Source organism: Actinoplanes sp. TBRC 11911 (genome assembly GCF_012933445.1).
Classification (GTDB): domain Bacteria; phylum Actinomycetota; class Actinomycetes; order Mycobacteriales; family Micromonosporaceae; genus Actinoplanes.
The window spans coordinates 348,330-373,251 of record NZ_JABBNC010000001.1; the positions used below are offsets into that span (position 1 = coordinate 348,330).

27 protein-coding genes are annotated in these 24,922 nt (G+C 70.1%); 11 read left to right on the plus strand and 16 right to left on the minus strand.

What is annotated here, in order from left to right; genetic code table 11:
* The first annotated feature begins 15 nt into the window (after window positions 1-15).
* From HH310_RS01510 to HH310_RS01520, 3 genes are read left to right on the plus strand one after another with little or no spacing between them, the layout of a single operon-like run.
* Complete coding sequence (locus HH310_RS01510) at window positions 16-1,143, plus strand: acyl-CoA dehydrogenase family protein (RefSeq protein ID WP_248293552.1); 1,128 nt, start codon at window positions 16-18, stop codon at window positions 1,141-1,143.
* On the plus strand, window positions 1,140-1,970 hold the full coding sequence (locus HH310_RS01515) for a phosphate/phosphite/phosphonate ABC transporter substrate-binding protein (RefSeq protein ID WP_312033746.1): 831 nt from the start codon (window positions 1,140-1,142) through the stop codon (window positions 1,968-1,970). Before HH310_RS01510 ends, HH310_RS01515 begins: the two co-directional genes overlap by 4 nt.
* Window positions 1,948-3,117 (plus strand): ferritin-like domain-containing protein, encoded by a 1,170-nt coding sequence (locus HH310_RS01520; protein WP_169173527.1) that lies wholly within the window; start codon window positions 1,948-1,950, stop codon window positions 3,115-3,117. Before HH310_RS01515 ends, HH310_RS01520 begins: the two co-directional genes overlap by 23 nt.
* Before the next feature lie 17 nt (window positions 3,118-3,134).
* Here the strand turns inward: HH310_RS01520 and HH310_RS01525 are convergent, their stop codons facing one another.
* The 4 genes from HH310_RS01525 to HH310_RS01540 form a co-directional block, all read right to left on the minus strand.
* Window positions 3,135-3,560 carry an SHOCT-like domain-containing protein gene (locus HH310_RS01525; protein WP_169173528.1) on the minus strand — a complete coding sequence of 142 codons (426 nt, stop codon included), beginning with the start codon at window positions 3,558-3,560 and terminating at the stop codon, window positions 3,135-3,137.
* 20 nt (window positions 3,561-3,580) lie between these two features.
* On the minus strand, window positions 3,581-3,826 hold the full coding sequence (locus HH310_RS01530) for a hypothetical protein (RefSeq protein ID WP_312033747.1): 246 nt from the start codon (window positions 3,824-3,826) through the stop codon (window positions 3,581-3,583).
* A gap of 11 nt (window positions 3,827-3,837) precedes the next feature.
* Window positions 3,838-4,200, minus strand: coding sequence for a DUF2089 domain-containing protein (locus tag HH310_RS01535; RefSeq protein ID WP_169173530.1), 363 nt, complete (start codon window positions 4,198-4,200; stop codon window positions 3,838-3,840).
* Window positions 4,201-4,285: 85 nt separating this feature from the next.
* Window positions 4,286-4,654: a metalloregulator ArsR/SmtB family transcription factor gene (locus HH310_RS01540; RefSeq protein WP_169173531.1), complete on the minus strand. Its 369-nt coding sequence runs from the start codon at window positions 4,652-4,654 to the stop codon at window positions 4,286-4,288.
* Window positions 4,655-4,704: 50 nt separating this feature from the next.
* Between HH310_RS01540 and HH310_RS01545 the strand changes: the two genes are divergently transcribed.
* Window positions 4,705-5,775: a cation diffusion facilitator family transporter gene (locus HH310_RS01545; RefSeq protein WP_169173532.1), complete on the plus strand. Its 1,071-nt coding sequence runs from the start codon at window positions 4,705-4,707 to the stop codon at window positions 5,773-5,775.
* Here the strand turns inward: HH310_RS01545 and HH310_RS01550 are convergent.
* The 3 genes from HH310_RS01550 to HH310_RS01560 form a co-directional block, all read right to left on the minus strand.
* Window positions 5,741-7,009 (minus strand): hemolysin family protein, encoded by a 1,269-nt coding sequence (locus tag HH310_RS01550; protein ID WP_169173533.1) that lies wholly within the window; start codon window positions 7,007-7,009, stop codon window positions 5,741-5,743. The genes HH310_RS01545 and HH310_RS01550 overlap by 35 nt on opposite strands.
* Before the next feature lie 68 nt (window positions 7,010-7,077).
* Window positions 7,078-7,653 (minus strand): alpha/beta fold hydrolase, encoded by a 576-nt coding sequence (locus tag HH310_RS01555; RefSeq protein WP_169173534.1) that lies wholly within the window; start codon window positions 7,651-7,653, stop codon window positions 7,078-7,080.
* A gap of 89 nt (window positions 7,654-7,742) precedes the next feature.
* A complete protein-coding gene (locus HH310_RS01560; protein WP_169173535.1) occupies window positions 7,743-8,270 on the minus strand; it encodes a hypothetical protein in 528 nt (175 codons plus the stop codon).
* A gap of 205 nt (window positions 8,271-8,475) precedes the next feature.
* Here HH310_RS01560 and HH310_RS01565 point away from each other — a divergent pair, with 205 nt between their 5' ends.
* The 7 genes from HH310_RS01565 (at window position 8,476) to HH310_RS01595 (ending at window position 15,988) form a co-directional block, all read left to right on the plus strand.
* The gene (locus HH310_RS01565; protein WP_169173536.1) at window positions 8,476-9,324 is read left to right on the plus strand and encodes a hypothetical protein; all 849 of its coding nucleotides are present in this window, start codon (window positions 8,476-8,478) and stop codon (window positions 9,322-9,324) included.
* 19 nt (window positions 9,325-9,343) lie between these two features.
* Window positions 9,344-10,846, plus strand: a complete 1,503-nt coding sequence (locus HH310_RS01570) for an acyl-CoA ligase (AMP-forming), exosortase A system-associated (protein WP_169173537.1) — start codon at window positions 9,344-9,346, stop codon at window positions 10,844-10,846.
* A complete protein-coding gene (locus tag HH310_RS01575) occupies window positions 10,846-12,012 on the plus strand; it encodes a pyridoxal-dependent decarboxylase, exosortase A system-associated (RefSeq protein WP_169173538.1) in 1,167 nt (388 codons plus the stop codon). The genes HH310_RS01570 and HH310_RS01575 overlap by 1 nt, the downstream gene beginning before the upstream one ends.
* 12 nt (window positions 12,013-12,024) lie before the next feature.
* Window positions 12,025-12,276: an acyl carrier protein gene (locus HH310_RS01580; RefSeq protein WP_169173539.1), complete on the plus strand. Its 252-nt coding sequence runs from the start codon at window positions 12,025-12,027 to the stop codon at window positions 12,274-12,276.
* Between the two features lie 37 nt (window positions 12,277-12,313).
* Complete coding sequence (locus tag HH310_RS01585) at window positions 12,314-13,012, plus strand: DUF1775 domain-containing protein (protein ID WP_312033748.1); 699 nt, start codon at window positions 12,314-12,316, stop codon at window positions 13,010-13,012.
* A 137-nt stretch (window positions 13,013-13,149) separates the two neighbouring features.
* Window positions 13,150-13,773, plus strand: a complete 624-nt coding sequence (locus HH310_RS01590) for an HD domain-containing protein (RefSeq protein ID WP_169173540.1) — start codon at window positions 13,150-13,152, stop codon at window positions 13,771-13,773.
* 97 nt (window positions 13,774-13,870) lie between these two features.
* A complete protein-coding gene (locus HH310_RS01595; protein ID WP_169173541.1) occupies window positions 13,871-15,988 on the plus strand; it encodes a glycoside hydrolase family 3 protein in 2,118 nt (705 codons plus the stop codon).
* Here HH310_RS01595 and HH310_RS01600 read toward each other — a convergent pair.
* The 9 genes from HH310_RS01600 to HH310_RS01640 all read right to left on the minus strand — a co-directional run bounded on the left by HH310_RS01600 (window position 15,985) and on the right by HH310_RS01640 (window position 24,749).
* A complete protein-coding gene (locus HH310_RS01600; protein WP_169173542.1) occupies window positions 15,985-16,776 on the minus strand; it encodes a hypothetical protein in 792 nt (263 codons plus the stop codon). The genes HH310_RS01595 and HH310_RS01600 overlap by 4 nt on opposite strands.
* The gene (locus HH310_RS01605) at window positions 16,773-18,440 is read right to left on the minus strand and encodes a CotH kinase family protein (protein ID WP_169173543.1); all 1,668 of its coding nucleotides are present in this window, start codon (window positions 18,438-18,440) and stop codon (window positions 16,773-16,775) included. The genes HH310_RS01600 and HH310_RS01605 overlap by 4 nt, the downstream gene beginning before the upstream one ends.
* Window positions 18,441-18,588: 148 nt before the next feature.
* Window positions 18,589-19,068 carry a DUF1877 family protein gene (locus HH310_RS01610; protein ID WP_248293553.1) on the minus strand — a complete coding sequence of 160 codons (480 nt, stop codon included), beginning with the start codon at window positions 19,066-19,068 and terminating at the stop codon, window positions 18,589-18,591.
* A gap of 166 nt (window positions 19,069-19,234) precedes the next feature.
* Window positions 19,235-20,221 carry an aldo/keto reductase gene (locus tag HH310_RS01615; protein ID WP_169173545.1) on the minus strand — a complete coding sequence of 329 codons (987 nt, stop codon included), beginning with the start codon at window positions 20,219-20,221 and terminating at the stop codon, window positions 19,235-19,237.
* Entirely contained in the window at window positions 20,218-21,279 is a 1,062-nt protein-coding gene (locus HH310_RS01620) for an NAD-dependent epimerase/dehydratase family protein (RefSeq protein ID WP_169173546.1), read from the minus strand. The genes HH310_RS01615 and HH310_RS01620 overlap by 4 nt, the downstream gene beginning before the upstream one ends.
* A gap of 11 nt (window positions 21,280-21,290) precedes the next feature.
* The gene (locus HH310_RS43465) at window positions 21,291-21,650 is read right to left on the minus strand and encodes a tautomerase family protein (RefSeq protein ID WP_169173547.1); all 360 of its coding nucleotides are present in this window, start codon (window positions 21,648-21,650) and stop codon (window positions 21,291-21,293) included.
* 11 nt (window positions 21,651-21,661) lie between these two features.
* Window positions 21,662-22,450, minus strand: coding sequence for a carbohydrate ABC transporter permease (locus tag HH310_RS01630; protein WP_169173548.1), 789 nt, complete (start codon window positions 22,448-22,450; stop codon window positions 21,662-21,664).
* Entirely contained in the window at window positions 22,450-23,409 is a 960-nt protein-coding gene (locus HH310_RS01635) for a carbohydrate ABC transporter permease (RefSeq protein ID WP_169173549.1), read from the minus strand. The genes HH310_RS01630 and HH310_RS01635 overlap by 1 nt, the downstream gene beginning before the upstream one ends.
* Entirely contained in the window at window positions 23,406-24,749 is a 1,344-nt protein-coding gene (locus HH310_RS01640; RefSeq protein ID WP_169173550.1) for an ABC transporter substrate-binding protein, read from the minus strand. The genes HH310_RS01635 and HH310_RS01640 overlap by 4 nt, the downstream gene beginning before the upstream one ends.
* Window positions 24,750-24,922 lie beyond the last annotated feature (173 nt).

The following is a 24,922-nucleotide window of genomic DNA, read 5'->3' on the forward strand; positions in this document are numbered from 1 at the left end:
CGAATGAGCGTGCACATGTCTGTCAATGACGACCTGACGCGGATCGTCGACGAGATCGTCGCGCCGGAAGCGGCCGAGATCGACCGTTCCGGATCGTTTCCGCACAAGGCGGTCGACGCGCTGGCGGACGCCGGGCTGCTCGCCGTCACCGTGCCGGCCGAGTTCGGTGGCGGCGGGAGCCTGCGCGACGCCGCCCGCGTGGTGCGGACCCTGTCCGGCGCGTGCGGGTCCACCGCGATGGTCGTGATGATGCACTACAGCGCCGTGGCCGCGCTGGCCGCCGCGGGCCGCGAGGCGGAGTTGCGCGAGATCGCGGACGGGCGGCACCTGAGCACGCTGGCGTTCTCCGAACCCGGTTCGCGCAGCCATTTCTGGGCGCCGATGAGCTCGGCCGCCGCGGACGGCGACGCGGTGCTGCTGAACGCGCGCAAGAGCTGGGTCACCTCGGCCGCCGCGGCGGACAGCTTCGTGTGGTCGAGCCGGCCGATGTCCGGCGACGGGCCGATGTCGCTGTGGTTCGTGCGAGCGGACACGCCCGGGCTGTCGGCGGCCGGCGGCTTCGACGGTCTGGGGCTGCGCGGCAACGGCTCGGTCCCGATGTCGGCGGTCGAGGTGCGGGTGCCGCCGGGGTCGCTGCTCGGCTCCGACGGCGGCGGCCTGGACCTGGCGCTGGCCTCGGTGCTGCCGGTTTTCCTGCTGCTCAACGCCTCGGCCAGCGTCGGGCTGATGGAGGCGGTCACCGCCGAGACGGTGGCGCACCTCGGCCGCACCCGGCTCGAGCATCTCGGCCGGTCGCTCGCCGCCGCGCCGGAACCCCGCGCCGCGGTGGCCCGGATGCGGATCGACACCGACCGCACCGCAGCACTGGTCGACGCGGCGCTCACCGCGATGGAGGAGGGCCGGCCCGAGGCGCAGCTGCTGGTGCTGGAGGTGAAGGCCGCAGCCGACGAGGGCGCGGCGGCCACCGCGGACCTCGCGATGCTCACCTGCGGCGGGGCCGCGTTCCGCAAGGAACTGGGCATCGAGCGCCGGTTCCGCGACTCGCGCGCGGCCCGGGTGATGGCTCCGACCACCGCGGCGCTGCACGACTTCGTCGGGCGGGCGCTGTGCGGTCTGCCGCTGCTGGACGGGCCGGACGCGTGAGCCTGCTGCTGGGCGCGGTCGCCTACGACCCCAAGGTGGTCACCATCTGGACCGGTTTCCGGACGTGGTTCCGCGACCGCGGGGTGGACTTCGACTACGTGCTCTACTCGCAGTACGAACGTCAGGTCGAGGCGTTGCTGGACGGCTCGATCGACCTGGCGTGGAACTCGCCGCTCGCGTGGATCCGGGCGCGGCGGCTGGCCCGGCACCGCGGCGCCGAGGTGCGCGCGGTCGCCATGCGCGACACCGACCGCGACCTGGCCTCGGTCATCGTGGTGCGGGCCGATTCGGACCTGCACACCCTCGACGATCTGCGGGGCCGCACGGTGGCCACCGGCGCGATCGACTCGCCGCAGGCCACCCTGCTCCCCCTCGCGGTGCTGGCCGACGCCGGGGTGCAGGCCCGGATCCGGCGCCACGACATCGGGGTCGGCCTGCACGGCGACCACATCGGCGGGGAACGCGAGGCGGCCCGGGCGCTGCGGACCGGGGGCGCCGACGCGGCCTGCCTGATCGACGCGAACCTGCTGCAGTTCGCCCGCGAGGGGGTACTGCCGTCCGGATCGGTCCGGGTGCTCGGCCAGACCACGCCGTACGACCATTGCAACCTGACCGCCGGCCCGGGCGTGGACGCGGAGGCGTTCGTCGACATGTTGCTGGGCATGGAGTACGGCGACGACCAGCTTCGCCCGCTGCTCGATCTCGAGGGCCTGAAGCAGTGGCTCCCCGGGCGTACGGAGGGGTATGCGGCGCTGGACGCGGCGGTGACCGCGACCGGCTTCTACCGACAGGACGGTGGAATCGGTGCCACCGGTTATCGACCTTGAGGGGCTGGGCCTCGACGGCGGCGCCCACCTGCTGATCGACCACGCCCTGGCAGCGCTGCGGCCGGGCGAGAGCCTGCGGGTCCGCGGTCATCACCCGGCGCTGGCGGTGCAACTGGCCGCGTGGTGCCGGTCCGAGGGCCACCTGTACCTGCCGGAGATGACCGTGGTGAAGGGATCCGCGGACGCGGAACGCTGGGCGCACGCGGAACGCGCCGGACAGGCCGCCGCCACCGTGGCGGAACGCGCGAAACCGGAGTGGGGGCTGGCCGCCCGGGGCGCGCTGGTCGAGCCGGGCGGGCCGCCGCTCGACGTGGACTGGGCCGAACGCGACCATGTGTGGGCGGACATCGCGCCGCAGCTCTACGCGCAGGCCAACGCGAACCAGTGGAATCCGGCGACCGCTGTCGACTGGGCCGGCCCGCACACCGTGCCGGACGACATCGAGGACGCGGTCGTCCAGATCATGACGTACCTGGTGGAGAACGAGCAGGCCGCGCTGATGATCCCGGCCCGGCTGCTGGCCCGGCTGCACCCGCACTACCGCGAGGTGATGCAGCTGCTCGCCGCCCAGGCCGCGGACGAGGCCCGGCACCTGGAGATCTTCACGCGGCGGGCCTTGCTGTATCGCGACGTGCTGGGCGTCTCCGGCGCCGGCGGGCGGTCGTCGCTGCAGAGCCTGCTCGACGAGCCGGACTACACGCTCGCCTCGTTCCTGTTGTCGGTGCTCGGCGAGGGCAGCTTCCTGGACCTGCTGCGGTTCGTGCAGCGGCACGCCCCGGACCGCGCCACCGCCGACGTCACCATGCTGGCCGGGCGCGACGAGGCCCGGCACGTCGCGTTCGGGGTCGCGCACACCGCGCACGTGGTCCGCACCGATCCGGCGTACCTGGCGCGGCTGCGCGGTGCCGTGGAACGCCGGCATTCGGTGCTGGTGGACACCGCCGGGCTCAACAAGGAGGTGTTCGACTCGCTGGTGGTGCTCGCCGCCGGGTCCTGGACACCGGACGCGATCGGGCACGGCTGGCGGCAGGTTCAGCGCCTGCAGCACACCATGGACGAGGGCCGGCAGCGGCGGTTGGAGTTCATCGGCTTCCCGGCCGACGAGGCGGCCGAGATCTCCGCGCTGCACACCCGCAACTTCATGTGACCGCCGGCCGCACGGCGTCACTCGCAGAAGACCTTCACCTTGCTCGCGGCGTCGTCGACGTCGACGGTGAGTTCGTCGAGCTGCTCGATGAGCTCCTCGATGTCCTGCGGCTTGAGCTGGGTCAGGTCGATCGGCACCCCGGACTTGTCCAGCTGCGCGTTGAGCTTGGTGAGCGCCTGCGGCGGGACCAGGCTGGTGAGCCGGACCCCGGCGCGCAGCAACTGCAGCGGCACCCGGATGTTGATCCGCCCCGACTCCTCGCCACCGGAGTTGTCCTCGACGAGCACCCGCAGATATTTCGGGCGTGGCTTCGCCTGGCCCGCGACCCCGGGCGGCGCGGCGGGCTGCTCGCGTCCGAGAGCGTCGATCAACTGCTCGGCCTCGTCCGCGGTGATCTTGCCGTTGGCCAGCATCTGCAGGATCTGGCGCCGGTCCTCGTTCATGTCCGTTCCTCCCCGTTGACTTATCTGACGCTTACCAGGACGGCCATCTCGCCGTCCTCGATCTCGAACCGGGCGCCCGGGAGCGCCGAGAACAATCGCCCGGCCGTCCATAGAGCCCCCGTCGCACTGATCCGGTGGATGCGGCACGCGACCAGCCCACCCACCAGGGCGAGCACCAGCAGCGGGGACAACAGCAGCAGCACCGGGAGAACCGGCACACACCACCGGCGCCAGGGACCGCCGAGCCGGCGGTGCCGAACCGTCACCAGCTGCGGCATCATCGCGACCGGCCCAGCTCGGCCAGCGCCTCCTGGACGCTGATCTCGCCGCGCTGCAGCCGGGAGACCACATCGGCCCCGCTCGGCGCCGGGTCGGTGTCGACGAAGTCGAGGCGCTCGGCGATCCGGTTCAGCCGCGACTTGATCGTCGGATAGCTCACCCCGAAGATCCGCTCCATCTCCTTGATCGACCCGTGCGACCGCACGAACGCGGCCACGAACACCTGGTCGTCGCCGCTGAGCTGAGCCAGCTGCGGCGGCTCGAACTGGCCCTCGACCGCGACGCCGTTGCCGGTCAGCCGGACCCGCTCGACCACGAACGACTGCCCGCGCGTCAGATCCGTCAGCTCCTGCCAGTCCATCCCCGCTCCCCCAGTTCCTCACGTCCTTCATTTCTACCTTGATTTTCTTAATCTCTCAAGCGAGAAACCTTAACTTCTTCAAGAATCAGTGCGGCTGGTGATGTCCGGGGCGGTCGGACAGGCGATGCTCGGCCGCGTACAACGCCTCGGCGACCAACCGGCGCACGTGGTCGTCGGCCAGCGAATAGAGCGCTCGCCGGCCGTCGCGGCGCATCGTCACCAGGCCGGCGAGGCGCAGCTTCGCCAGATGCTGGGACACCGCGGGACGGGCCGCCCCGACCGCCTCGGTCAGCGTCGACACGTCGCGCTCGCCGCGCCGCAGCTCCGCCGCCAAGCGCAGCCGGGTGACGTCGCCGAGCAGCGACAGCATGACGGCGGCTGCCTCGGCCACGCCGTTACCCACCGGCCGTTGCTGCACGTCACTGGCATCTGCAATGTTGTCGCGTGCGTACATGAGCACATATTATGGCGGCACACTCCGAGAAACCAGGGCAGGGACCGACGATGGCCGAGCACGAGCACGCGGGGCCGCACGAGCACAGCCACAGTCACAGCCACGGCCGCTGGCACCGGCTCAAGCACCTCGTCACGCCGCACTCGCACGACAGCGCGGACAAGGTCGACCCCGAGCTCGAGTCGTCCCGCGCGGGCTTACGGGCGCTGTGGGTCTCGCTGGCCGTGCTCGGCGCGACCGCGGCGGCCCAGGCGCTGATCGTGCTCCTCTCCGGCTCGGTCGCCCTGCTCGGCGACACGCTGCACAACGTCGCCGACGCGCTCACCGCGGTTCCGCTCGGCATCGCCTTCCTGCTCGGCCGGCGCGCCGCGACCCGCGCGTACACCTATGGTTTCGGCCGCGCCGAGGACCTCGCCGGGGTGTTCATCGTACTGGTCATCGCCGGTTCCTCGATCGCCGCCGCCTGGCTGGCGATCGACCGGCTGATCGATCCGCGGGAGATGACGCACCTGCCGTGGGTGTTCGTCGCGGGCCTGGCCGGCTTCGCCGGCAACGAGATCGTCGCCCGCTACCGCATCGCGGTCGGCCGCCGGATCGGCTCGGCCGCCCTGGTCGCCGACGGACTGCACGCCCGCACCGACGGCTTCACCTCGCTCGCCGTCGTGCTCGCCGCGGCCGGCACCTGGCTGGGATGGACGTGGGCCGACCCGGTCGTCGGCCTGGCCATCACGGTCGCCATCGCGTTCGTGCTGAAGGACGCCGCCCGCGAGGTCTACCGGCGGCTGATGGACCGGGTCGACCCCCAGCTCGTCGACCGGGCCGAGGCCACGCTGCGCGCGATCCCGGGCGTGCGCGACGTGTCCGGGCTGCGGCTGCGCTGGATCGGGCACCGCATGCACGCGGAGGCCGCCGTGGTCGTCGACGCGCGGCTGAGCCTGGTCGCCGCGCACGAGATCGCCGCGGACGCCGAGCATCAGCTCACCCACCGGGTGCCACGGCTGACCGGCGCCACCGTCCACGTCGACCCGGACAGCCACCCGGGCGACGACCACCACACCGACCTGTCCCACGAGCGTCGCGAGCGGGTCAGTGCCGCAGCGAGCGCAGCCGTATCCGGGTGATGGCCCGGCCGGTGATCTCGGTGACCTCGGCGGTGTGGCCGTCGATCTCGACGACCTCGCCGGGGACGGTCGGGATGTGGCCGAGCCGGGAGAGCACAAGCCCGGCCACGGTGGTGTAGTCGCCGTCCGCGAGCACCTCCAGGTCGACCCCGATGTCCGGCAGGTCGTGCACCGGGAACGTGCCGGGCAGCAGCATCGCGCCGTCGTCCTCGTGGATCACCGACTGGACGTCGCGGTCGGTCTCGTCGTAGATCTCGCCGACGACCTCCTCGACCAGATCCTCCATGGTGACGATGCCGTCGATCGCGCCGCGTTCGTCGACCACCAGGGCCAGTTGCTGGTGGCGGCCGCGCATCTGCCGCATGGCGTCGGACACCTTCAGGCTCTCCGGCAGGAACGTCGCCTCGTACATGTGGTCGCTGACCGGCCCGTCGGCGTCGAACAGGGCGCGCAGGTGCACCACGCCGAGCACGTCGTCGAGGCCGAGCGGGCCGGTGACCGGTGCCCGGGAGTGGCCGCCCTCGACCAGCCGGGTGAGCGCCTTCGGGGCCGGCAGGTCGGCGGCCACGCTCAGCACGTCCCGGCGCGGCACCAGGATCTCGCGCAGCACCCGGTCGGCGATCTCGAACGCGCCGCTGATGATGGTCCGTTGCTGCGGCGTGAACTCCTGCTGCTGGGTGACCAGATCACGAATCTCCTCGGTGGAGACCTCCTCGCGGGTGGCGTTCGGGTCCGCCCCGGTCAGGCGTACGACCAGGTCGGTGGCCTTGCCGAGCAGCCAGACCACCGGCCGGGTCAGCGACGCCAGCAGGTCCAGCGGCCGGGCCACGAACATCGCCCAGCCCTCGGCCCGCTGCAGCGCTATGCGTTTCGGCGCAAGCTCGCCGACCACCAGCGTGAAGAACGTCAGCACGATGGTGACCAGCACGATCGCCACCGCGTCGGCGGCGCCGCCCAGGAAGCCGAGCGGCCCGACCAGGGGCTTGGCGAGCGACACGGCGGCCGCCGCCGAGGCGAGGAAACCGGCCAGCGTGATGCCGATCTGAATGGTGGCCAGGAACCGGTTCGGGTCGCGCGCCAGTTTCGCCAGGGTGCGGCCGGTACGGGAGCCGCGTTCGAGGCGCTGCAACTGGCTGTCACGCAGCGTGATCAGGGCCATCTCGCTGCCGGCGAAGGCGGCGTTCATGAGGACCAGGACAACGACGAGCACGATCTGCCATCCGTACGCCCCCACGACCCACCACCTCCGCTTCCGTCCGACGAAAGGACGTTACCGCCGCGTGTACGACTCGGCACGAACCGTTACAACATCGCGCGCAGATCGTCGGCGAGGTCCGCGGCCCGGCGATCGACCAGCCGCACCCGTGGCCGCGTGGCCGGCCGCCGCACCCACGAGTGCCGGTACTGCTGGAGAATCGCGGCGTCCCGGAACCGCCGGTGCGACTCGTCGACGAGGTCCTCGGGGGCGGCCCGCGCCGGCAGGTTCCGCTCGTCCAGGGTCACCAGGGCGTGCACGGCGAACAGGTTGGCGAAGGCGTCGGCGAGCACGGCCGAGGTGGCGTGCCCGACCACGATCGGCGCCCGGTCCAACTGCTGGGCCTGCACCAGCATGGCCAGGTCGGTGGCCAGGAATTCGGGCAGGCAGTTCCCACGCGCCCGGCTCTGGCCGTGGCCGGGCAGATCGACGGCGAGCAGGGTGCAGTACGGGGCCAGCGCGTCGCCGAGCGGCCACCACATGCTCCGGTCGTGCAGGAGCCCGTGCAACAGGAGCACCGGGCGTCCCGTGGTGCCCCAGCGGTCGTAGGTCAGGTGATACGGGGTCGCGCCCCAGGTGCGCGACGAGCGCAGTCGTTCAGGGGGATTTCCGGCAAGCGTCATCGAGGGGTCCTGACGTGTGGGCGGCGCAGCCGCGAAGAAAGGGACGCACCGGCAACAGCAGCGGCGCGTGAAAGGGCGAAGCGTTGGGGTCAGGCGAGCCCGGGCGGGGCGCGGCCCGCGACCGCCGCCGCCCACAGCAGCCGGCGCGGGCGACGCGTGCGCTGCGAGGCGCGGATCCGGCGGCCGGACGAAGCCTCGCCGGCCGGGCACAGCCAGCCCAGCAGCACCAGGACGGTGCTGGAGAATCGCAGCCACATCAACGAGCTGCCGACGCTGAACAGGATGTGCATCAGGGCGCCGAGCAGCAGCAGGGCGGGCGGCGTGGGCCGCTGCCCGAGGGCCGAGTGCTCGACCGCGTCGGCGGCGAAGAAGACCAGCGTGGACAACCCGACCGAGCCGACCACCCCGCTCGCGGCCCATTCGTAGCGCCGCGACGGCGTACGGCGGACGGCGGCCAGGGCCACGGCGAGAACGCAGACCGCCGCCAGCACGCGGATCGCGGTGGTGGCCCGTTCCGGGGCCCCGGGGTTGCTGTGCGCGGAGAGCCAGAAGGTCACGGCGTGCGCGAGCAGCCAGCCCAGCGCGCCCACGCCGACGGCCGGCCCGGCGCCGGACATCGGCGTCGTGCCTCCCGCGCGCAGGTCGCTGACCAGCCTTATCGCCGCCTTCGCCGAGGGTCGCTTCCGGGCAGGATACCTGACTCACGCGACCCTTCCCGAACACGGAAAGTAGCTGAGCGGGTTTCGCCTTTGACATGACATCGGCGACTGGGAGGGCCCCGACCACGGCTGGCACGGTCGTACCAAGCAAGGGGGTGTGAGGATGACCGTTCGAGTGGTTCCGATCCAGCCGGCCGACGTGCCCCGGGTCGCCGCGTTCCTGCACGCGAACCTGAACTCCCGGCTGCCGGCCGAGGTGTGGGCCCGGTCGATGACGCCGCCGTGGACCGTGGCGGCGCCGAATCACGGGTTCATGCTCGTCGACCGGACCCGGGTCGTCGGCGCCTATCTGGCCTTCTACGCGGAGCGGGACATCGACGGGAGCCGGGAGTCGTTCTGCAACCTGGGCGGCTGGTGTGTGCTGCCGGAGTACCGCTTCCACGGCGTACGGCTGCTGAAAGCTCTTCTGGCGCAGGACGGTTACCATTTCACCGACCTGTCGCCGAGCGGGTCGGTGGTGCCGATCAACGCGCGCCTGGGCTTCGAGTTCCTCGACACCGACCTGGTCGTGGTGCCGAACCTGCCGTGGCCCGGCCGCGGCCGGGTGAGCTCCGATCCGGACGTCATCGAGCGCACCCTGACCGGCGCCGACCTGCGGCGCTATCACGACCATCGGGACGCGGCGGCGGCCCGGCACGTGGTCCTCGACGACGGCCGCGAATGGTGTTACGTCGTCTTCCGGCGGGACCGGCCGAGGAACCTGCCGTTGTTCGCGTCCATTGTGTACGCGAGCCACCCGGCGGTGTTCCGGCGGATGTTCCGGCCGTTCGCGCGGCACCTGTTGCTGCGGCACGGATTGCCGGCCACCTTGGTCGAGCCGCGGATCGCCGGGTACCGGCCGCGCCCGTCGGTGGGTCTCGGCTCACCGCGCCGCAAGATGCTGCGCAGCCCCGCGCTGCGACCGGACCAGATCGACTACCTCTACAGCGAACTCGTCTGCGTGCCGTTCTGACTCGGAAGGAACCGCCTTCGTGCTGACGCAACTGCATCATCTGATCGAGCAGGCCGCCCGCACCTGGCCGGACCGGCCGGCCCTGACCGACCGGACGTCGACCGTCACGTACGCCGAGCTGCGGCGGAAGGTGGCCGAGGTGGCTTCGGCGCTGCACCACCTCGGGGTGGCACCGGGCGACCGCGTCGCGGTCTATCTGGACAAGCGGATCGAGACGGTCACCGCGATGTTCGGCGCGTCGGCGGCCGGCGCGGTCTTCGTGCCGATCAACCCGCTGCTGCGGCCCGAGCAGGTGGCCCATCTGCTCGACGACTGCACGGTGACGGTGCTGGTCACCTCCGCGGATCGGCTGCGCCTGCTGCGTGACGAGCTCGAGGGCTGCAAGTCGGTGGAGCATGTGCTGCTGGTGGGCGCGACGCCGGCGGAGTCCGTCGCGTACCGGGACGGCATCGACGACGACATCGCGGCCATCTTCTACACCTCGGGCAGCACCGGCCGGCCGAAGGGCGTCACGCTGACGCATCGCAATCTGCTGGCCGGCGCGGCAAGCGTGAACGCCTATCTGGGCAACACCGAACGCGACGTCATCGCGGCCGTGCTGCCGCTCAGCTTCGACGCCGGGTTCAGCCAGCTGACGACGGGGTTCGCGGCGGGCGCCCACGTGGTTCTGGTCAACTATGTCGGCCCGGCCGACGTCATCCGCGCCTGCGTACGGCACGGCGTCACCGCGCTCACCTGCGTTCCACCACTGTGGATCCAGTTGGCCGAGCAGGAGTGGCCGGATGCCGTGCGCCTGCGCTATTTCGCCAACACGGGCGGCCGTCTGCCACGCACCACATTGGACCGGCTGCGGCACATTTTCCCGGAGGCGTTGCCCTACCTCATGTACGGGCTCACCGAGGCTTTCCGCTCGACCTACCTCCATCCGTCCGAGGTGGACCGCCGCCCGGATTCCATCGGCAAGGCCATCCCCAACGCCGAGATCCTGGTGGTACGCCCGGACGGGTCACCCTGCGACCCTGGGGAGCCGGGCGAGCTGGTGCACCGCGGCGCCCTCGTCGCGAGCGGCTACTGGAACGATCCGGACCGCACCGCCGAACGCTTCCGGCCCGCGCCCGGCCGGCCGGCCGAGCTGGTCGCCCCCGAGCTCGCCGTGTGGTCCGGCGACCTAGCCGTGCGCGATGACGAAGGCTTCCTGTACTTCGTCGGCCGCACCGACGACATGATCAAAACGTCGGGCTACCGGGTGAGCCCGACCGAGGTGGAGGAGGTGGCGCACGGCACCGGGCTGGTCCGCGACGCGGTCGCTCTCGGCGTCGACGACGAGCGGCTCGGCCAGCACATCGTGCTCGTCGTCAGCCCGCCGGCCGGTCAGGCTCTCGACCGCGCCGGCCTGCTCGACGGCATGCGGCGGCGGCTGCCGCGATACATGGTTCCGCAGCGGGTCGTCGTGCGCGACGAGCTGCCGCGCTCGCCGAACGGCAAGTTCGACCGGGCCGCGCTGCGCGGTGAGGTGGCGTGATGCGGATCGGTGGCATCCCGGTGGACCGGCTCGCCGAACGCGTCGGGAGCACCCCCTTCTTCGCCTACGACCGGGCTCTGGTCACCGCCCGCGTGGCCGCGCTGCGCGCGGTTCTCCCGCCGGACCTGCGGCTCGGCTACGCCGTCAAGGCGAACCCGATGCCGGCGCTGGTCCAGCATCTCAGTGGCCTGGTCGACGCGTTCGACGTCGCGTCCGCCGGCGAGATGCGGACCGCCCTGGACACGACGATCCCGGCCGAGCACATCAGCTTCGCCGGTCCGGGCAAGACGGACGCCGAGTTGTCGCAGGCGGTGGCGGCCGGCGTGCTCGTGGAGGTCGAGAGCGAGAACGAGGCGAGGCGCATCGTCGCGACCGGCGAGCGGCTCGGGATAACGCCCCGCATCGCCGTACGGGTAAATCCGGATTTTTCGGTTAAAGGGTCGGGCATGCGCATGGGTGGCGGCCCGCAGCAGTTCGGGGTCGACGCCGAACGCGTTCCGGCTCTGTTCAAAGAATTGTCTGATGTGGACATTCTGGGTCTGCACATATTCGCCGGCTCCCAATGCTTGCGCGCCGACGTCCTGTGCGAGGCGCAACGCCAAACCGCCGACCTCGCCGTACGCCTCGCCGAGTCGGCCCCCGTCCCGATCCGCTACCTGAACCTCGGCGGCGGCTTCGGCATCCCGTACTCCGACCGCGACGAGCCGCTCGACCCGCGCCCGATCGGGGCCAACCTCGCCGACGTGCTCGCCCGCACGATCCGCCCGAACCTGCCGTCCGCCACCGTCCACATCGAACTCGGCAGGTATCTGGTCGGCGAGAGCGGCTTCTACGTCACCCGGGTGGTCGACCGCAAGGAGTCGCGCGGCAAGGTCTTCCTCGTCGTGGACGGCGGCATGCACCACCAGCTGGCCGCGTCCGGCAATCTCGGCCAGGTGATCCGGCGCAACTACCCGCTGGCCGTCGGCACTCCCGGCGGCCCGGTGGAGCGGGTCACCGTGGTCGGCTCGCTGTGCACGCCGCTCGACCTGCTCGGCGACGACGTGCTGCTGCCGCGCGCCGACGTGGGCGACCTCATCGTCGTCTACCAGGCCGGCGCGTACGGGCTGACCGCCAGCCCGACCAACTTCCTGAGCCATCCCGCACCCGTCGAAACATTGATCTGAGAGGGGACAATCATGGACGCCGGACAAGTGAAAGCGGTCGTCGTCGGCACACTAGGCATCGAGGACCGGGCCGCGTCGATCGACGCGTCGACACCGTTGCTGGGCGGCATGCCGGAGATGGATTCGCTCGCCGCCGTCGAGCTGGTGGCGGCGCTGGAGGCCCAGTTCGGCATCCGCATCGAGGACGAGGACGTGAACGCCGAAGCCTTCGAGACGCTGGGCAGCCTGACCGCGCTGGTGGCCGGCAAGGCATCGACGAGCTGACGGGAACTTTGCGGATCCGGGCGGCGACTATGAGTGTGTGCGTATCAAACTCCGTCTGGTCATGCTCGCCGCCGCGGCCGGGGGCGTCGCCGCCGCCACCCTCGCCACGCCCGCCTGGGCCCACGTGGAGGTGGCGGCCGACAAGCCACAGGCCGGCGCCCGGGACGTGACGTTGACGTTCACCGGCGAGGCCGAGTCGGACAGCGGCGGCATCGCCTCCGAACGCGTGGTGCTTCCGGCCGGCATGACCCCGTCCGACGTACGCCTGAAGAAGGCCCCCAAGGGCTGGAAGCTGACCCCCGGCAGCGACGGGTTCACGGTGGCCGGGCCCGCCCTCAAGATCGGCGAGGACGCGGTGTGGGCGGTCACCGTGGCGCAGCTGCCGACGAACAGCACGACCTTGTCGTTCAAGACCCTGGAGACATACAGCGACGGGCAGATCTCCCGGTGGATCGAGATCCCCCAGGACGGGCAGCCCGAGCCGGACAACCCCGCGCCGACGCTGAAGGTGAAGGCGGCCGCCGCTCCTGCCACCAGCTCGCCGGCGCCCTCCCCGGCCGTCTCGTCCGCTCCGCCCACCGCCGCCTCCTCCGCTCCGGCCGCGGCTCAGGACTTGGCCGACGACTCGTCCGGTTCCGGCGGCACCGGCCTGTGGGTCACGGTCGGGATCGTCGCCGCGATCGCGGTGGCCGCCGTGGCACTGCTGATGGTTCGGCAACGCCGCGGGCGGCCTTGATCGGCCCGCCGCCGCCTGGCCAGGCGCGACAACGCGCCTGCATCCGGCCGTCTTCCCTGCGTGTGACGCTGCTGACGTCACCTTATGGCCATCTTCCGTTCACCTAACCGGGGCCGCCCGGGTGGCACCGTTAACTGATGGCAGTCGTCATCCGCTCTCGCGGCCTCGTGGTCGAGGCTCGAGAGCTGGCCCGCACCTTGCTGACCGACCTCCCGGAGCGGTGGCGGCACAGCGCCGGCGTGGCCCGCCGGGCCGAGCAGGTGTCCGGCACGCTGCCCGACGCCGCCGACCGCAAGATCCTGGTGGCGGCCGCGTGGCTGCACGACATCGGTTACGCGGCGCGGCTGCACATCACCGGCTTCCACCCGTTGGACGGCGGCCTGTATCTGCTGGGCGTCGAGTGGCCGCACCGGGTGGCGTCGCTGGTCGCCCATCACTCCGAGGCGTTCTGCGTCGCCGAGGTCCGCGGCCTGGCCGACCGCCTGAGCCAGTTCCCCGCCGAGAACAGCCCGGTGACCGACGCCCTGACCTACGCCGACCAGACGATCGGCCCGAACGGCCGCGAGATGCACTTCGACGAGCGCGTGCAGGACATGCTGCGCCGCCACGGCCCGGCGTCCCCGAACGCCCTGGCCCACCCGCGCCGGGCCCGACGCCTGCGCGCGGCCGTGGCCCGCGTGGAGCTCCGCCTCGCCGAGCCGCTCCCGTCACTCGCGCAGCAGGCCCCCGCGTTCCGCCTGAGCGGCCCCCTCCCCGCCTGAGCGGCCCACTTCCCAGCATCTGCCAAACCTCGCCAACCCCGGGCTGACATCGACACCCGTAATTGCCAGAGTGGTGGGTGCACCCGAGGAGGCCGGCATGCCACTACGACGCGCCATCGCAGCGCTGTCCGGGTCTGCCCTGGTATTGGCGCTGATACCCGGAACCGCCGTCGCGGCCCGCCCACTGCCGTACGAGGACTCCCGCCAACCGGTCGAGCGCCGCGTCGCCGACCTGCTCAGCCGGATGACGCTCGCCGAGAAGATCGGCCAGATGACCCAGGCCGAGCGCGGAGCCGTCACCGGCGACCCGTCACTGATCGCGCAGTGGCGGCTCGGCTCGGTGCTCTCCGGCGGCGGCTCGTTCCCGACGCCCAACACGCCCGCCGCCTGGGTCGCCATGGTGAACCAGTTCCAGTCGCAGGCGCTGAGCACCCGGCTGCACATCCCGCTGATCTACGGCATCGACGCGGTCCACGGCCACGGCACGGTCTACGGCGCCACGGTCTTCCCGCACAACGTCGGGATGGGCGCCACGCGCGACCCCGGCCTGGTGGAACGCGCGTACGGGATAACCGGTGACGAACTGCGCGCGACCGGCATTCCCTGGGATTTCGCCCCATGTATCTGTGTGGCCCGCGACGAGCGCTGGGGACGCACGTACGAAAGCTTTAGTGAGGATCCGGCGCTGGTGATCCGGATGGAGCCGGCCATCGACGGCCTGCACAGCAAGGGCGTGCTGGCCACCGCGAAGCACTACGCGGGCGACGGCGACACCGAGTACGGCTCGTCCAGCAGCGGCGACTTCACGATCGACCAAGGTGTGACGGTCACCAACCGGCGCGACTTCGCCCGCATCGACCTGTCCCCGTACGTGACGGCGGTGCGCGACCACCACGTCGGCAGCGTCATGCCGTCGTTCTCCAGCGTCGACTGGACCGAGGACGGCGCCGGCAACCCGATCAAGATGCACGCCAACCGCGAGCTGATCACCGACGAGCTCAAGCACAGAATGGGCTTCGATGGCTTCGTGATCACCGACTGGGAGGGCGTCCACCAGATCCCGGACCCGGGCGCGCCCGCCGAGACCGGCCTGACCGGCTACAAGGTCCGGGTCGCGGTCAACGCCGGCAGCGACATGTTCATGGAACCCAACTCCGCGCTCCCGTTCGAGCAGCTGCTGACCGCCGAGGTCACCGCCGGACGCGTCGGCATGTCGCGCATCGACGACGCGGTGCGGCGCATTCTGCGCACAAAGTTCCGGCTGGGACTTTTCGAGCACCCGTACGCCTCGACGACCGGCCTCGACCGCGTCGGCAGCACGGCGCACCGGGCCGTGGCACGTCAAGCCGTCGCCGAGTCGCAGGTCCTGCTGAAGAATCAGGGCAGCGTGCTGCCACTGCGCCGCGACGCCAAGGTCTACGTGGCCGGTCGCAACGCGGACAACATCGGCAACCAGGCCGGCGGCTGGACGTTGCAGTGGCAGGGCGTCAGCGGCGCGGACGTCATCCCCGGCACGTCCATCCTCGACGGCATCCGGCAGACCGCGCCACGGGTGACCTACAGCGCCGACGCCTCGGCCCCCACCACCGGCTCCGACGTGGGCATCGTGGTGGTCGGCGAAACCCCGTACGCGGAAGGCTTCGGTGACGTCGGCGCCTCCTCATGGCCCTACGGCACGCCCGAGCAGCTCGAACCGAAGTCGCTGTCGCTGCAGCCCGGCGACCGCGCGGTGATCGACAAGGTGTGCGCGGCGATCGCCAAGTGCGTCGTGCTGATCGTCTCCGGCCGCCCGCAGATCATCACCGACCAGCTCGGCGAGATCGACTCCTTGGTCGCGTCGTGGCTGCCCGGCAGCGAGGGCGGCGGCGTCGCGGACGTCCTCTTCGGCGCCCGCCCGTTCACCGGCCGCCTGCCGATGAGCTGGCCGCGCACCGAGGCCCAGGTGCCGATCAACGTCGGCGACAAGATCTATCAACCCCTCTTCCCGTACGGCTGGGGCCTGCGCACCGACCCCGGACGGAACCGCCTCGCGGCCGCCGGGTCCGCGACGACCGACGCCCGGCTGTCCGTGCTGCGCGACGCGGCTCAGGCGCACGTCGTTGCCGGTCGCGCCGCCAGCGGCTGGCAGGCCAAGCTCGCCGACGCCGACCATGCCCAGGCCACCGGCGACGACCGGCGCGCGGCCGCCCTGCTCACCGAGGTGATCCGGAGCTAGAGCGCGAAGACGTGCAGCATCTCCTCCTTGGCCTCGCCGCCCGGCTTGCCCCGGTCGGAGACCACCACGACCCGCTCCGGGCCGAGCCAGCAGACCCCTTCCGCCGTACGGTATAAAAGCTCCCCGCCGCGCCCCCGAGGGAAGAGATACGTGTCGCCCGGCCCGGCCGCCTGCCAAGTGTCGGTAGCGAATGCGCCCACCCACATCGCGGACGATTCCTGCGAAACGAGGGCGATCCTGGTGCCGGCCGTCGAGACCGCGCTGTAGTCGGCGAGGCGCACGGGCAATTCCGCGGTGGCCACGTGTTTCCAATTTTGGCGCCCGCGGCGGAACACCAGAAGGCCGCCCGACTCGTGCAGCCCGAGAAGGTAAACGCCGTCGTTCCGGCGTACGATCTCGAGGCCTTCCATGCCTTTGTTGGCGTGCGTCAGCGGATATTCCAGCCAGCCCGCGGACACGAATTGCAACGCCTCGTCGTATTCCTCGACCCGAGCCTGGAGCCCGTTGTCGCGTTTCTCCGCCTCGATCAGCAGGAAAAGATGCCCGGTGATCGGGTCGCGGGCGATGTCCTCGTATCCGGACGCCCGCCCCGGCTCGGTCGGCACCAGCGTGTTCGCGGCCGGCCGGTCAAGGTCCGTGTCGATCACCGCGACCGCCCGCAGATTGTCGAAGATGACCCGGTAACGGCCGTCGGCCGCCACGACGCCGCTGGCCTCCAGCCGATGTGGCGTGCCGGCCGGGAGCAGGCTGTGGATCCGTGCCTCGCGGATCAGCCGGAGCGTCCTCACGCGGGTAACGATTCCGGTGTGGCGGGGAAGGTCGCGCCGCTCGCGCCCGCCCGGAACGTGCGCCGGAGCGTCGCCAGCTGTTGCCGGGCACGGTCGTATCGCATCCGGGTGAAGTGGTAGACGCCGAGCGCGAATTCGTTGGCGTGGCGCAGTTCCTGCTGCTCGTGGCCGGCGCGGTAGACCTCGTCGTTGGTGAACTGCCGCCCGGTGAACGGCTTCGAATTCGGGAAGTCCGCCTCGAAATATGCCGAGGGGATGACCCGCTGCCACAGGCCGTCCATGCGCTTCGTCATCGCGTCCGGGTTGACGTCGGTGTCCAGAAGGAACTCGATGTGGTCCAGGTAGTATTGCGCGAATTCGTGATTGGCCAGCAGTTTCGTCACCAGCGGGATGCGGGAGCGTCCCTTGCCCCCGTGATAGGGACCGGTGCTGGCCGGCCAGTCCAGCAGATCCGTGTATTGCCATCGCGCACCGAAGTAGTCGATGCCGAGGATGTTGTCGTAGTCCCACGGGATGAACGTGAAGTACGGACGGTCCTTGTCGCGCGAGTTGTACAGGTAATAGTTGGCCGGCGTCGCGAAATACGTGTCCCAGCTTCCGAGCAGCACGTTGAGGCCGGCCCAGCGCAGGAACGGGCGTACGTTGAAAATGTCCTCGACCGCGCCCTGCTCCGCCCGCGTTATCGTCCGGACGAATCGGGCCAGGTCGTCGTATCCGTTGAGTTTCGGATCGTCCTCGTTGGTCTTGAGCGCATAGGTCAGGTCCGGGTCGTCGTGGCGGGTGAAATATTGCCGCCCGCTGTCGTCGCCGTCCGCGCCGACCCGGTGTTCCAGCGTCGCGCAGCCCAGGTCGCCGCAATAGCCTTTGTACAGGTTGCCGCGATTCTTCGCCCCGAACCGCTGCCGCAGGAAGCTGCGGTCCACCTGCTCGATCAGCGAGTAAAGCCCCTGGTAGTTCCCGTTGATGGCGAGCCGGGCGTAGGTGTGCCGGGGCGCCGGAACGCCGGCCCGCCGAAACAGCTCCCAGGCCAGGGCTTCGCGCATCTGCGAGGGGTCGTTGTACATGGATTTGAGGTTCAACCGGCTCATCCCGACGAGCCGGTCGTCCCCCGGTTCGACGTTCACCTTCCACGACCGCTTCGGCGCGAACTTGGTCTTGTTACCACTGTTCACCAGCGAGAAGCCCGCCGTCGTGAACAGCACCCCGGCATCGTCGGGCGGCGGCACGACCCGGGTGTCACCGGCGTCGGCCCGCCAGATGCTGACGCGCGCGTCACCGGTGGCGAGCACGGGTTCGTCCGGCCGCATCTCGTTGGCCGGCCAGTCCGTGATCGAGACCTGATACATCGACCAGTCAAACAATTCCTGCAACCCGATCGCCGTACGCCGGTACGTGTCGACGAGCCGCCCCTGGGCCGTGGGGGCGCCGTGCTCGTCGGTCAGGCGCAGCAGGTCCCCGTCGCTGCTGTTGCCGTCGACGCCGCGTATCGCATGGAAGAGCGCCACGAACTCGGCTTTGGTCCGCAGCGTCGCATCCCCGAGCCCGGCGGGTTGGTTGACTTTGGCCGCCAGCTCCCGCGCCGCCCCGGCCGGCACATCAGCGACCACAATCGCCCGATCGTCAAACAGATCCCGAAACTGCTTCTCGCCGATACCGGCATCCATGGCCGCCTCCCCGGTCCGTTCCTCCCCTCATCAGGCCCCCACCGACCCTCGAGCGGAAGTGAAGAGTCGGGTTACCGTCCACCCCGTCGGAGTGACGCCCGCACCCGCGTCAGACCTACGTCCTCTGACCAGCCCGCATCGGCACCGGTCACGCGGTCCAGAAGATCGTGCACTGCCCGTTGCGGGCAGCCGTGCCAAAGAACTCGACCAATCCCGGATAGAACCGCCCGAGCTCGTCGAGATGACTGTCCAGAGCGTCCTCGTCGTACGGTCGCGGCCGCTGCTCTTTCGCAGCCAGGAAGTACCGGTGGCGCGCAAGCTTCTCAAAGGGAACGTTCCGCAGGGCAGCAGCCGCCTCGCCCACCTGAGCCACAGTGAGCGACCGCGACTGCTCAAGGGCACCCCAGCGTGCGACGTCATCGGGATACGGCACCCCGGAGGTGATCGGATTGACCGCGAAATGCTCGGCCTCCATGAGAACCGCTAACCCCGCATAAGTCCCCTCCAGATCAAGCCGGTCCGCAGCGTCGACTCCCTCCACAATGCGGGCATAGGCCTCCCCCGGCACACCACGAACCTCCTCAAGCAGCTCAGGACTCACCCGAGCAAACGCACCCTCGACACTCATCCGCTTCGCCCCACCGTCGACACCGCCGACCAACCGGCCGCTGGCGGCAGGCTATCTCAGCGCACCGCCACCGTCCGCTCACTCCCCGCCCCCGCCCCCGCCAGCCCACGGCCCACGGCCCACGTCACCGCCAGCCCCGCGGGCCACGTCGTGATCGGCGACCCCGCTAGCTTCCTTGTTTCGGGGGATCGAGCCACAGAGAACTGTCGGGGACCAACTTTTCCAGCTCCTCCCATAAGGCGTCGGGAATCGGCACGCCTGCGAGTTCGAGCGTCTGAGCGACACGCTCCGGTGACGACACACCGATCACGGTCGAGTCGATGAAGGGGGCTCGCAGCGAGAATTGCAGGGCGGCTGCGGCCAGCGGCACGTCGGCGCGGGTGGCGGCCGCGCGCATCGCAGCCGCGGCGGTCGCGATGGCGTCGTCGCGCTGACCGTAGGCGTACTGGGTCTGGGTCTCCGGGCCCTTCGCCAGCATTCCGCCACCGTAAGGGGCCGCGTTCAGCACGCCGATGCCCCGCTCGTGCGCCGTGCGGAACAGCGACTCGGCGGATCTGTCGAGCAGCGTGTACCGGTTGTGGGTGAGCACCACCTCGAAGACCCCGGTGTCGAGGTACTGCCGCATCAGGTCGACCGGGCCGCCGGCCACGCCGAGATGCGAGACGAGTCCCTCGCGTTTGAGGTCGGCGAGCGTGTCGACCGGGCCGCCCGGGGCCGTGCCTTCGTCGAAGCTGATGCGTTCCGGGTCGTGCAAGTGGAGCAGGTCGATGTGGTCGAGGCCGAGTCGTTCCATGCTCTCCTCGAGCGACTGCCGCACCCGCTTGCCGGAGAAGTCGCCGGTGTACGGATCCGGGTCGACCTTGGTGGCCAAGATCGTGCCGGCGGGAAGCCCACCCAGCCCCGGCTCGTTTGAGCGCCGCCGGCGTAGCGCCTCGCCGATTCGTTTCTCGGCCGAGCCGTCGTTGCCGTAGCCGTTGGACGTGTCGATGAGGTTGATCGCGCCGTGGCTGTCGAGCACGGCGTTGACGGTGTCGACCGCCTGCTGCTCGGTCACCTCGTAGCCGTACAACCGCGGCATGCTGGCCAGCGGACTCGTGCCGATGCATAACGCGGTCACCTGGAGCCCGGTGCTGCCTAACCGTCGAGTGGTCATAACGCCACCTTTTCCGGCGCGCGGGCGGCAAAGGCCTTGCGGGCGTCGTGGTAGGCGTCGACGATCCGGGCCAGGACCGCGTCGGTCTCGGCGTCGCCGCGGGTCGACTCGGGGTGGGCGTCGCGCCAGGCGATCATGCGGGTCGCCGCCCGGTGGAAGGTCAGGCGTGGCGCGTAACCGGGCACGAAGGTGCGGATCTTGGTGGTGTCGAAGACGGCGCTGTGCCCGATGTCGCCGAGCATTTCGCCGGACCAGAACCAGTCGGGTGCCACCAGCGGGTACATCTCGGAGGCGACGTGCACCAGCCGCGGCGTCACCCCCAGCGCGTCGGCGATGATCGTGTAGATCTGGTCCCACGTGTAGACCTCGGGGCCGGTGATGTTGAACGTCTCGCCGATCGCGCGGGGGTTGCCCAGCAGCCCGACCAGGCCCTGGGCGAAGTCTTCGGCGTGCGTAAGCGTCCACAGTGAGGTGCCGTCGCCGTGCACCGGAATCTCCTCGCCGCGCGCGATCCGGTCGACCACGGACCAGCCCCCGGGCAGCGGCGGATTGGCGTCGTCGTACGTGTGTGACGGCCGCACGATCGTCAGCGGGAAGCCCTCGTGGACGTGCGCGTCAAGCAGTGTCTGTTCGGCTCGCCACTTCGCCGTGGCGTACGGGAGATGGGGGTTGGGCGCGGTCGGCGTCGATTCGGAGATCGGCACCTGGCGGACCGGCTTCGCGTAGATCGACCCGGAGCTGATGTGGATGTACTGCCTCGTGCGCGGCCCGAAGAACGCGACCATGCGGCGGGCGTCGTCGGTGTCGTAGGACAGGAAGTTGACGACGGCGTCGAAGGTGCGGTCGCCGAGCGCGGCGGAGAGCTGAGCGTCGTCGACGACATCGGCTCGGACGGATTCCGCGCCCTCCGGCAGCAGCCGCTCCTGAGTGTTGCGGCCGCGGTTGAGGACGGTCACCCGCATGCCGGCCTCGGCGGACAGGTGTGCGCACGAGGCGCTGATGGTTCCGGAGCCGCCGAGATAGAGCACGCGAAGTTTCGCGGCATCGTGGTGGAGCATCGTGTGTCCCCTCAGTTCTTTCCCGCGTACCAGTCCTCGAAGCCGTTCTCGGTGAGACTGATGAGAACGTCCTCGGGGCGGATGCCCAGCGGTGCGAGCCGATCCACGACAGCCTGGAAGAACGCCTTCTTGATCGCCACCGGGTACATGTGAACCGCGGTCACCCGTACCACGAGGAGGCTTCGCCGGTCGACGCCGTTGTAGCCGGGGTCGAATTTGAGCTCACCGGCGTCGTGCGGTGTGAAGATCTGAAACCGGTCGTCGGCCGGGATGCCGAGGGCGTCGATCTGTGCCTCGTGGATCGCGTTCCCGATGTCCTCGTGGGACTTGTCGTAGACCTCGCGCGTGAGGTCGACCTGGATGAGGGGCACGGTGGTTCCTTTCACTTGATCGAGCCGGCCGCGAGGCCACGTTCGAACAGACGCTGCAGGCTGAGGTAGGCGACGATCTCGGGGATGGCGGTGATGACCGCCGAGGCGAGGATCTTCGTCTGGTCGTTGCTGAACTCGCCGACGAAGAACTGCGGGACGAGCGTGATGGTCTGCAGCTGTGGCGACTGCAGGAAGACCAGGGGCATCAGATAGTCGTTCCAGGCCGCGACGAGGGTGAAGATGACGACCGCGGCGGCGATCGGCCGGGTCAGCGGGATCACCAGGTAGCGGAAGCCGCGCCACGAGTTCGCGCCGTCCACGCGCGCGGCCTCGAACAACTCGTTCGGCAGACCGTTGATGAAGTTGCGGGTGAGCAGCACGGCGAACGGCACCTGCAGCGCGGCCAGCGGCAGGATCACCGCCCAGTACGTGTCGTACAGGCCGAGCTTGAAGTCGGTGACGAACAGCGGCGCCAGCAGCACCACCTCGGGCAGGGTCAGGCAGGCGAGCAGCAGCCAGAAATACACCTCGCGGGCGCGGATGTGCAGCTTGGCGAAACCGAACGCGGCCATCATGGTCACCACGTAGACGAGAGCGATGACCGCGACCGAGATGATGATGCTGTTGAGGAAGAACCGGCCGAACCCCGGCACCCGGAGCACGGCGCTGAAGTTCTTCGCGCCCTCGCCGGCGAACGCGCCCTTGACCATGACGATCAGGGGGAAGAGGTACGGCAGGATCAGGATCGTCGCGACGACCTGCAGCACGACCCGGCCGATGCGGGTACGGACCTCGAACATCAGTCGCCTGCCCCTCGCTCGCGCCCGGCGAACTGCAGGACGAGTGCCATGATCAGCGCCACCACCAGCAGGATGATCGACAGAGCCGCGCCGTACCCGACGTGGCTCAGCGGGATCGTCTGGCGGTAGATGTAGGTGCCGAGGAACTCGGTCGCGTAGTTCGGGCCCCCGATCGTCACCAGGTACGGCACGTCGAACGTCTTCAGAGCGCCGATCGCGCCGAGGATCGCCAGCGCGACCGTGGTGCCGCGCATCTCCGGCCAGATGATGCTGATCAGCGTCCGCAGGTTGCCGGCGCCGTCCATCCGGGCGGCCTCGAGGATCGACGGGTCGATCTGCGTCATGGCCGCGTAGTAGAGGACGAACGTGAGGCCGGTCCACTCCCAGATCGTGATGAACATGATCACCGGGAGCGCGGTGCTCGTCTGACCGATCCACGGCTGCGCCAGCGATCCGAGACCCACGTGGTCGAGCACCCAGTTGAGCTCGCCGTCGGGGGCGAACATGTGCCGGAAGACCGGCGCCATGATCGCCGGGGCCAGCACGACCGGGACGAACACGATCACCTTGTAGATCGCGGCGAGCCGCACCTTGGCGTGCAGCAGGACCGCGAAGACCAGCCCCAGCACGGTCTGGATCACGAAGGTGACCACGAAGAAGACCACCGTGTGCCGGACCGCGGCCCAGAACACCGGGTCGTGCACGATCCGGGTGTAGTTCTGGAGGCCGAGGTGCCCGGGGTCGGGGCTGACGCCGTCCCAGTCCAGCGTGGAGATGTAACCGGTGTAGCCGATCCCGTAATAGATCAGTCCGACGCTGAGCACCAGCGCGGGAAGGATCCAGGGCAGGCCGGGCGGCCGCCTCGGGCCGCGGCGGCCGGGACGCCGGCCGCCGCCGCTCGGATCGGCGGACCGTTCGTCACCGACCCGATTGCCGGTCAGTGTCGAGGTCCCGGTCATTTGAAGGTCACTCCCGCGGCTTCGGCGGCCTTCTGCAACGTGTCGGCGGCCTGCTGCGCTGTGGCCTTTCCGGTCGCCACCGAGGTCGCGGCGGCCAGGATGGCGTTCTGCACGTCCGCGCTCAGCAGCGCCTCACGTGGCTCGGTGATGGTGCTGGCCTTCTCGATCAGGTCTTGCACCGGCGCCTTCTGCGACGCCGGATCGACGAGCTGGATCGTGTCGAAGTCCGGCTCGACGCCCTTGAGCGAAGGCAGGTCGTTCAGTTGGTCGGCGATCGCCTGCTGTCCTTCTTTCGCGGTGGTCAGCCACTTCACGAACGTCTCGGCGGCCGCCTTCTGCTTGGACTTCGTCGAGATGGCCAGGCCGAAGTCGGCGTCGCCGTACATGCCGCTGGTGCTGCCGGCGCCCGCCACGTCGGGGAAGGCGATCGGGAGGATGGGGAACGGTTTGGCCCCGCTGACCCCTGCTGCCGAGAGCGCCGCGGTCATGGCCTTGGTCGTCGCGTACTGCGTATACCAAGTGCCCATCATGACCATGCCGTACTTGCCGGTCAGGAAGTCGTTGTTGGCGTCCGGGTACTGCTGGTACCCGATCGCGCCCTCCTGCATGATGCCGCTGTCGAAGAGGTCCTTCCAGATCGTCAGCGTCTTGACGATCGCCGGCTCGTTCCACTTCGCGTCGCCGGTCGACACCTTGGTCCACAGGCCGGGCTGGACCGAGTTCGCGATCGACTGGAGGGTGTCCTGGTCGAAGCCCTCCTGGGCGGCGCCCTGCACGAAGCAACCGACCTTGTTCGCCTTGAGCGTCTGGCAGACGTTCTTCCACTCCGCGAGCGTGGTGGGGGGCTTCAGGTTGTACTTCTTGAAGATGTCGCCGTTGATCCACAGCATTCCGGCGTAGACCGAGCCGACCGGCATCGCGGTGAGCTTGTTGTCGGCGGTCAGACCGCTGACCCCGATCGGGGCGATCGCCGACTTCCAGTCGGCGCCGAGCGCGTCCTGGGCGAGTTTCGTCTGGTCCTCGGCGAACGACTTGAACTGTGCGACGTAGGCGCCGGGCTGCATGTCGAAGACGTCCGGGCCCTTGCCCGACAGCAGCGCCGGACGCAGCGCCGCCACCCAGTCGGAGATGTTGACCAGCTTGTAGTTGACCTTGATGTTCGGATACTGCTTGTTGAAGGCGGAAATGTAGGTCTCGGCGGTCGCGGTGTCGGTCGGCGTCCAGCCCCACCAGTTGATGGTGCCGGAGGTCGCGCTGCCGGCGGCGGCCGTGTCGCTGCTCGAACCGCCGCATGCGGCCAGGGACGAGACGGCGAGAACGGCGGCGGCAAGAACGGACAACGGCCGGAGACGAGACTGTGAGATCGGCAAAAGGCGCATGGAACCCTCTCCACTCTTCATGGAGCTGACGAAAGATTTCGGGCCCTGAGGGGCGTGCGGAGGCCAACCCGCGTGGTCGCGTGCAAGCGCACGAGATCGCTGGTCGGGTCGTCGTTGTGTCGCTGCGGAACGAA

Bases quoted from the DNA above. Each gene is read 5' to 3' on its own strand.
- HH310_RS01510 (WP_248293552.1), top strand. From the start codon at position 16: ATGTCTGTCAATGACGACCTGACGCGGATCGTCGACGAGATCGTCGCG.
- HH310_RS01525 (WP_169173528.1), bottom strand. From the start codon at position 3,560: ATGAACGAGGACCGGCGCCAGATCCTGCAGATGCTGGCCAACGGCAAG.
- HH310_RS01535 (WP_169173530.1), bottom strand. From the start codon at position 4,200: ATGGACTGGCAGGAGCTGACGGATCTGACGCGCGGGCAGTCGTTCGTG.
- HH310_RS01540 (WP_169173531.1), bottom strand. From the start codon at position 4,654: ATGTACGCACGCGACAACATTGCAGATGCCAGTGACGTGCAGCAACGG.
- HH310_RS01545 (WP_169173532.1), top strand. From the start codon at position 4,705: ATGGCCGAGCACGAGCACGCGGGGCCGCACGAGCACAGCCACAGTCAC.
- HH310_RS01555 (WP_169173534.1), bottom strand. From the start codon at position 7,653: ATGACGCTTGCCGGAAATCCCCCTGAACGACTGCGCTCGTCGCGCACC.
- HH310_RS01560 (WP_169173535.1), bottom strand. From the start codon at position 8,270: ATGTCCGGCGCCGGGCCGGCCGTCGGCGTGGGCGCGCTGGGCTGGCTG.
- HH310_RS01565 (WP_169173536.1), top strand. From the start codon at position 8,476: ATGACCGTTCGAGTGGTTCCGATCCAGCCGGCCGACGTGCCCCGGGTC.
- HH310_RS01575 (WP_169173538.1), top strand. From the start codon at position 10,846: ATGCGGATCGGTGGCATCCCGGTGGACCGGCTCGCCGAACGCGTCGGG.
- HH310_RS01580 (WP_169173539.1), top strand. From the start codon at position 12,025: ATGGACGCCGGACAAGTGAAAGCGGTCGTCGTCGGCACACTAGGCATC.
- HH310_RS01590 (WP_169173540.1), top strand. From the start codon at position 13,150: ATGGCAGTCGTCATCCGCTCTCGCGGCCTCGTGGTCGAGGCTCGAGAG.
- HH310_RS01595 (WP_169173541.1), top strand. From the start codon at position 13,871: ATGCCACTACGACGCGCCATCGCAGCGCTGTCCGGGTCTGCCCTGGTA.
- HH310_RS01605 (WP_169173543.1), bottom strand. From the start codon at position 18,440: ATGGATGCCGGTATCGGCGAGAAGCAGTTTCGGGATCTGTTTGACGAT.
- HH310_RS01610 (WP_248293553.1), bottom strand. From the start codon at position 19,068: ATGAGTGTCGAGGGTGCGTTTGCTCGGGTGAGTCCTGAGCTGCTTGAG.
- HH310_RS01615 (WP_169173545.1), bottom strand. From the start codon at position 20,221: ATGACCACTCGACGGTTAGGCAGCACCGGGCTCCAGGTGACCGCGTTA.
- HH310_RS01620 (WP_169173546.1), bottom strand. From the start codon at position 21,279: ATGCTCCACCACGATGCCGCGAAACTTCGCGTGCTCTATCTCGGCGGC.
- HH310_RS01630 (WP_169173548.1), bottom strand. From the start codon at position 22,450: ATGTTCGAGGTCCGTACCCGCATCGGCCGGGTCGTGCTGCAGGTCGTC.
- HH310_RS01635 (WP_169173549.1), bottom strand. From the start codon at position 23,409: ATGACCGGGACCTCGACACTGACCGGCAATCGGGTCGGTGACGAACGG.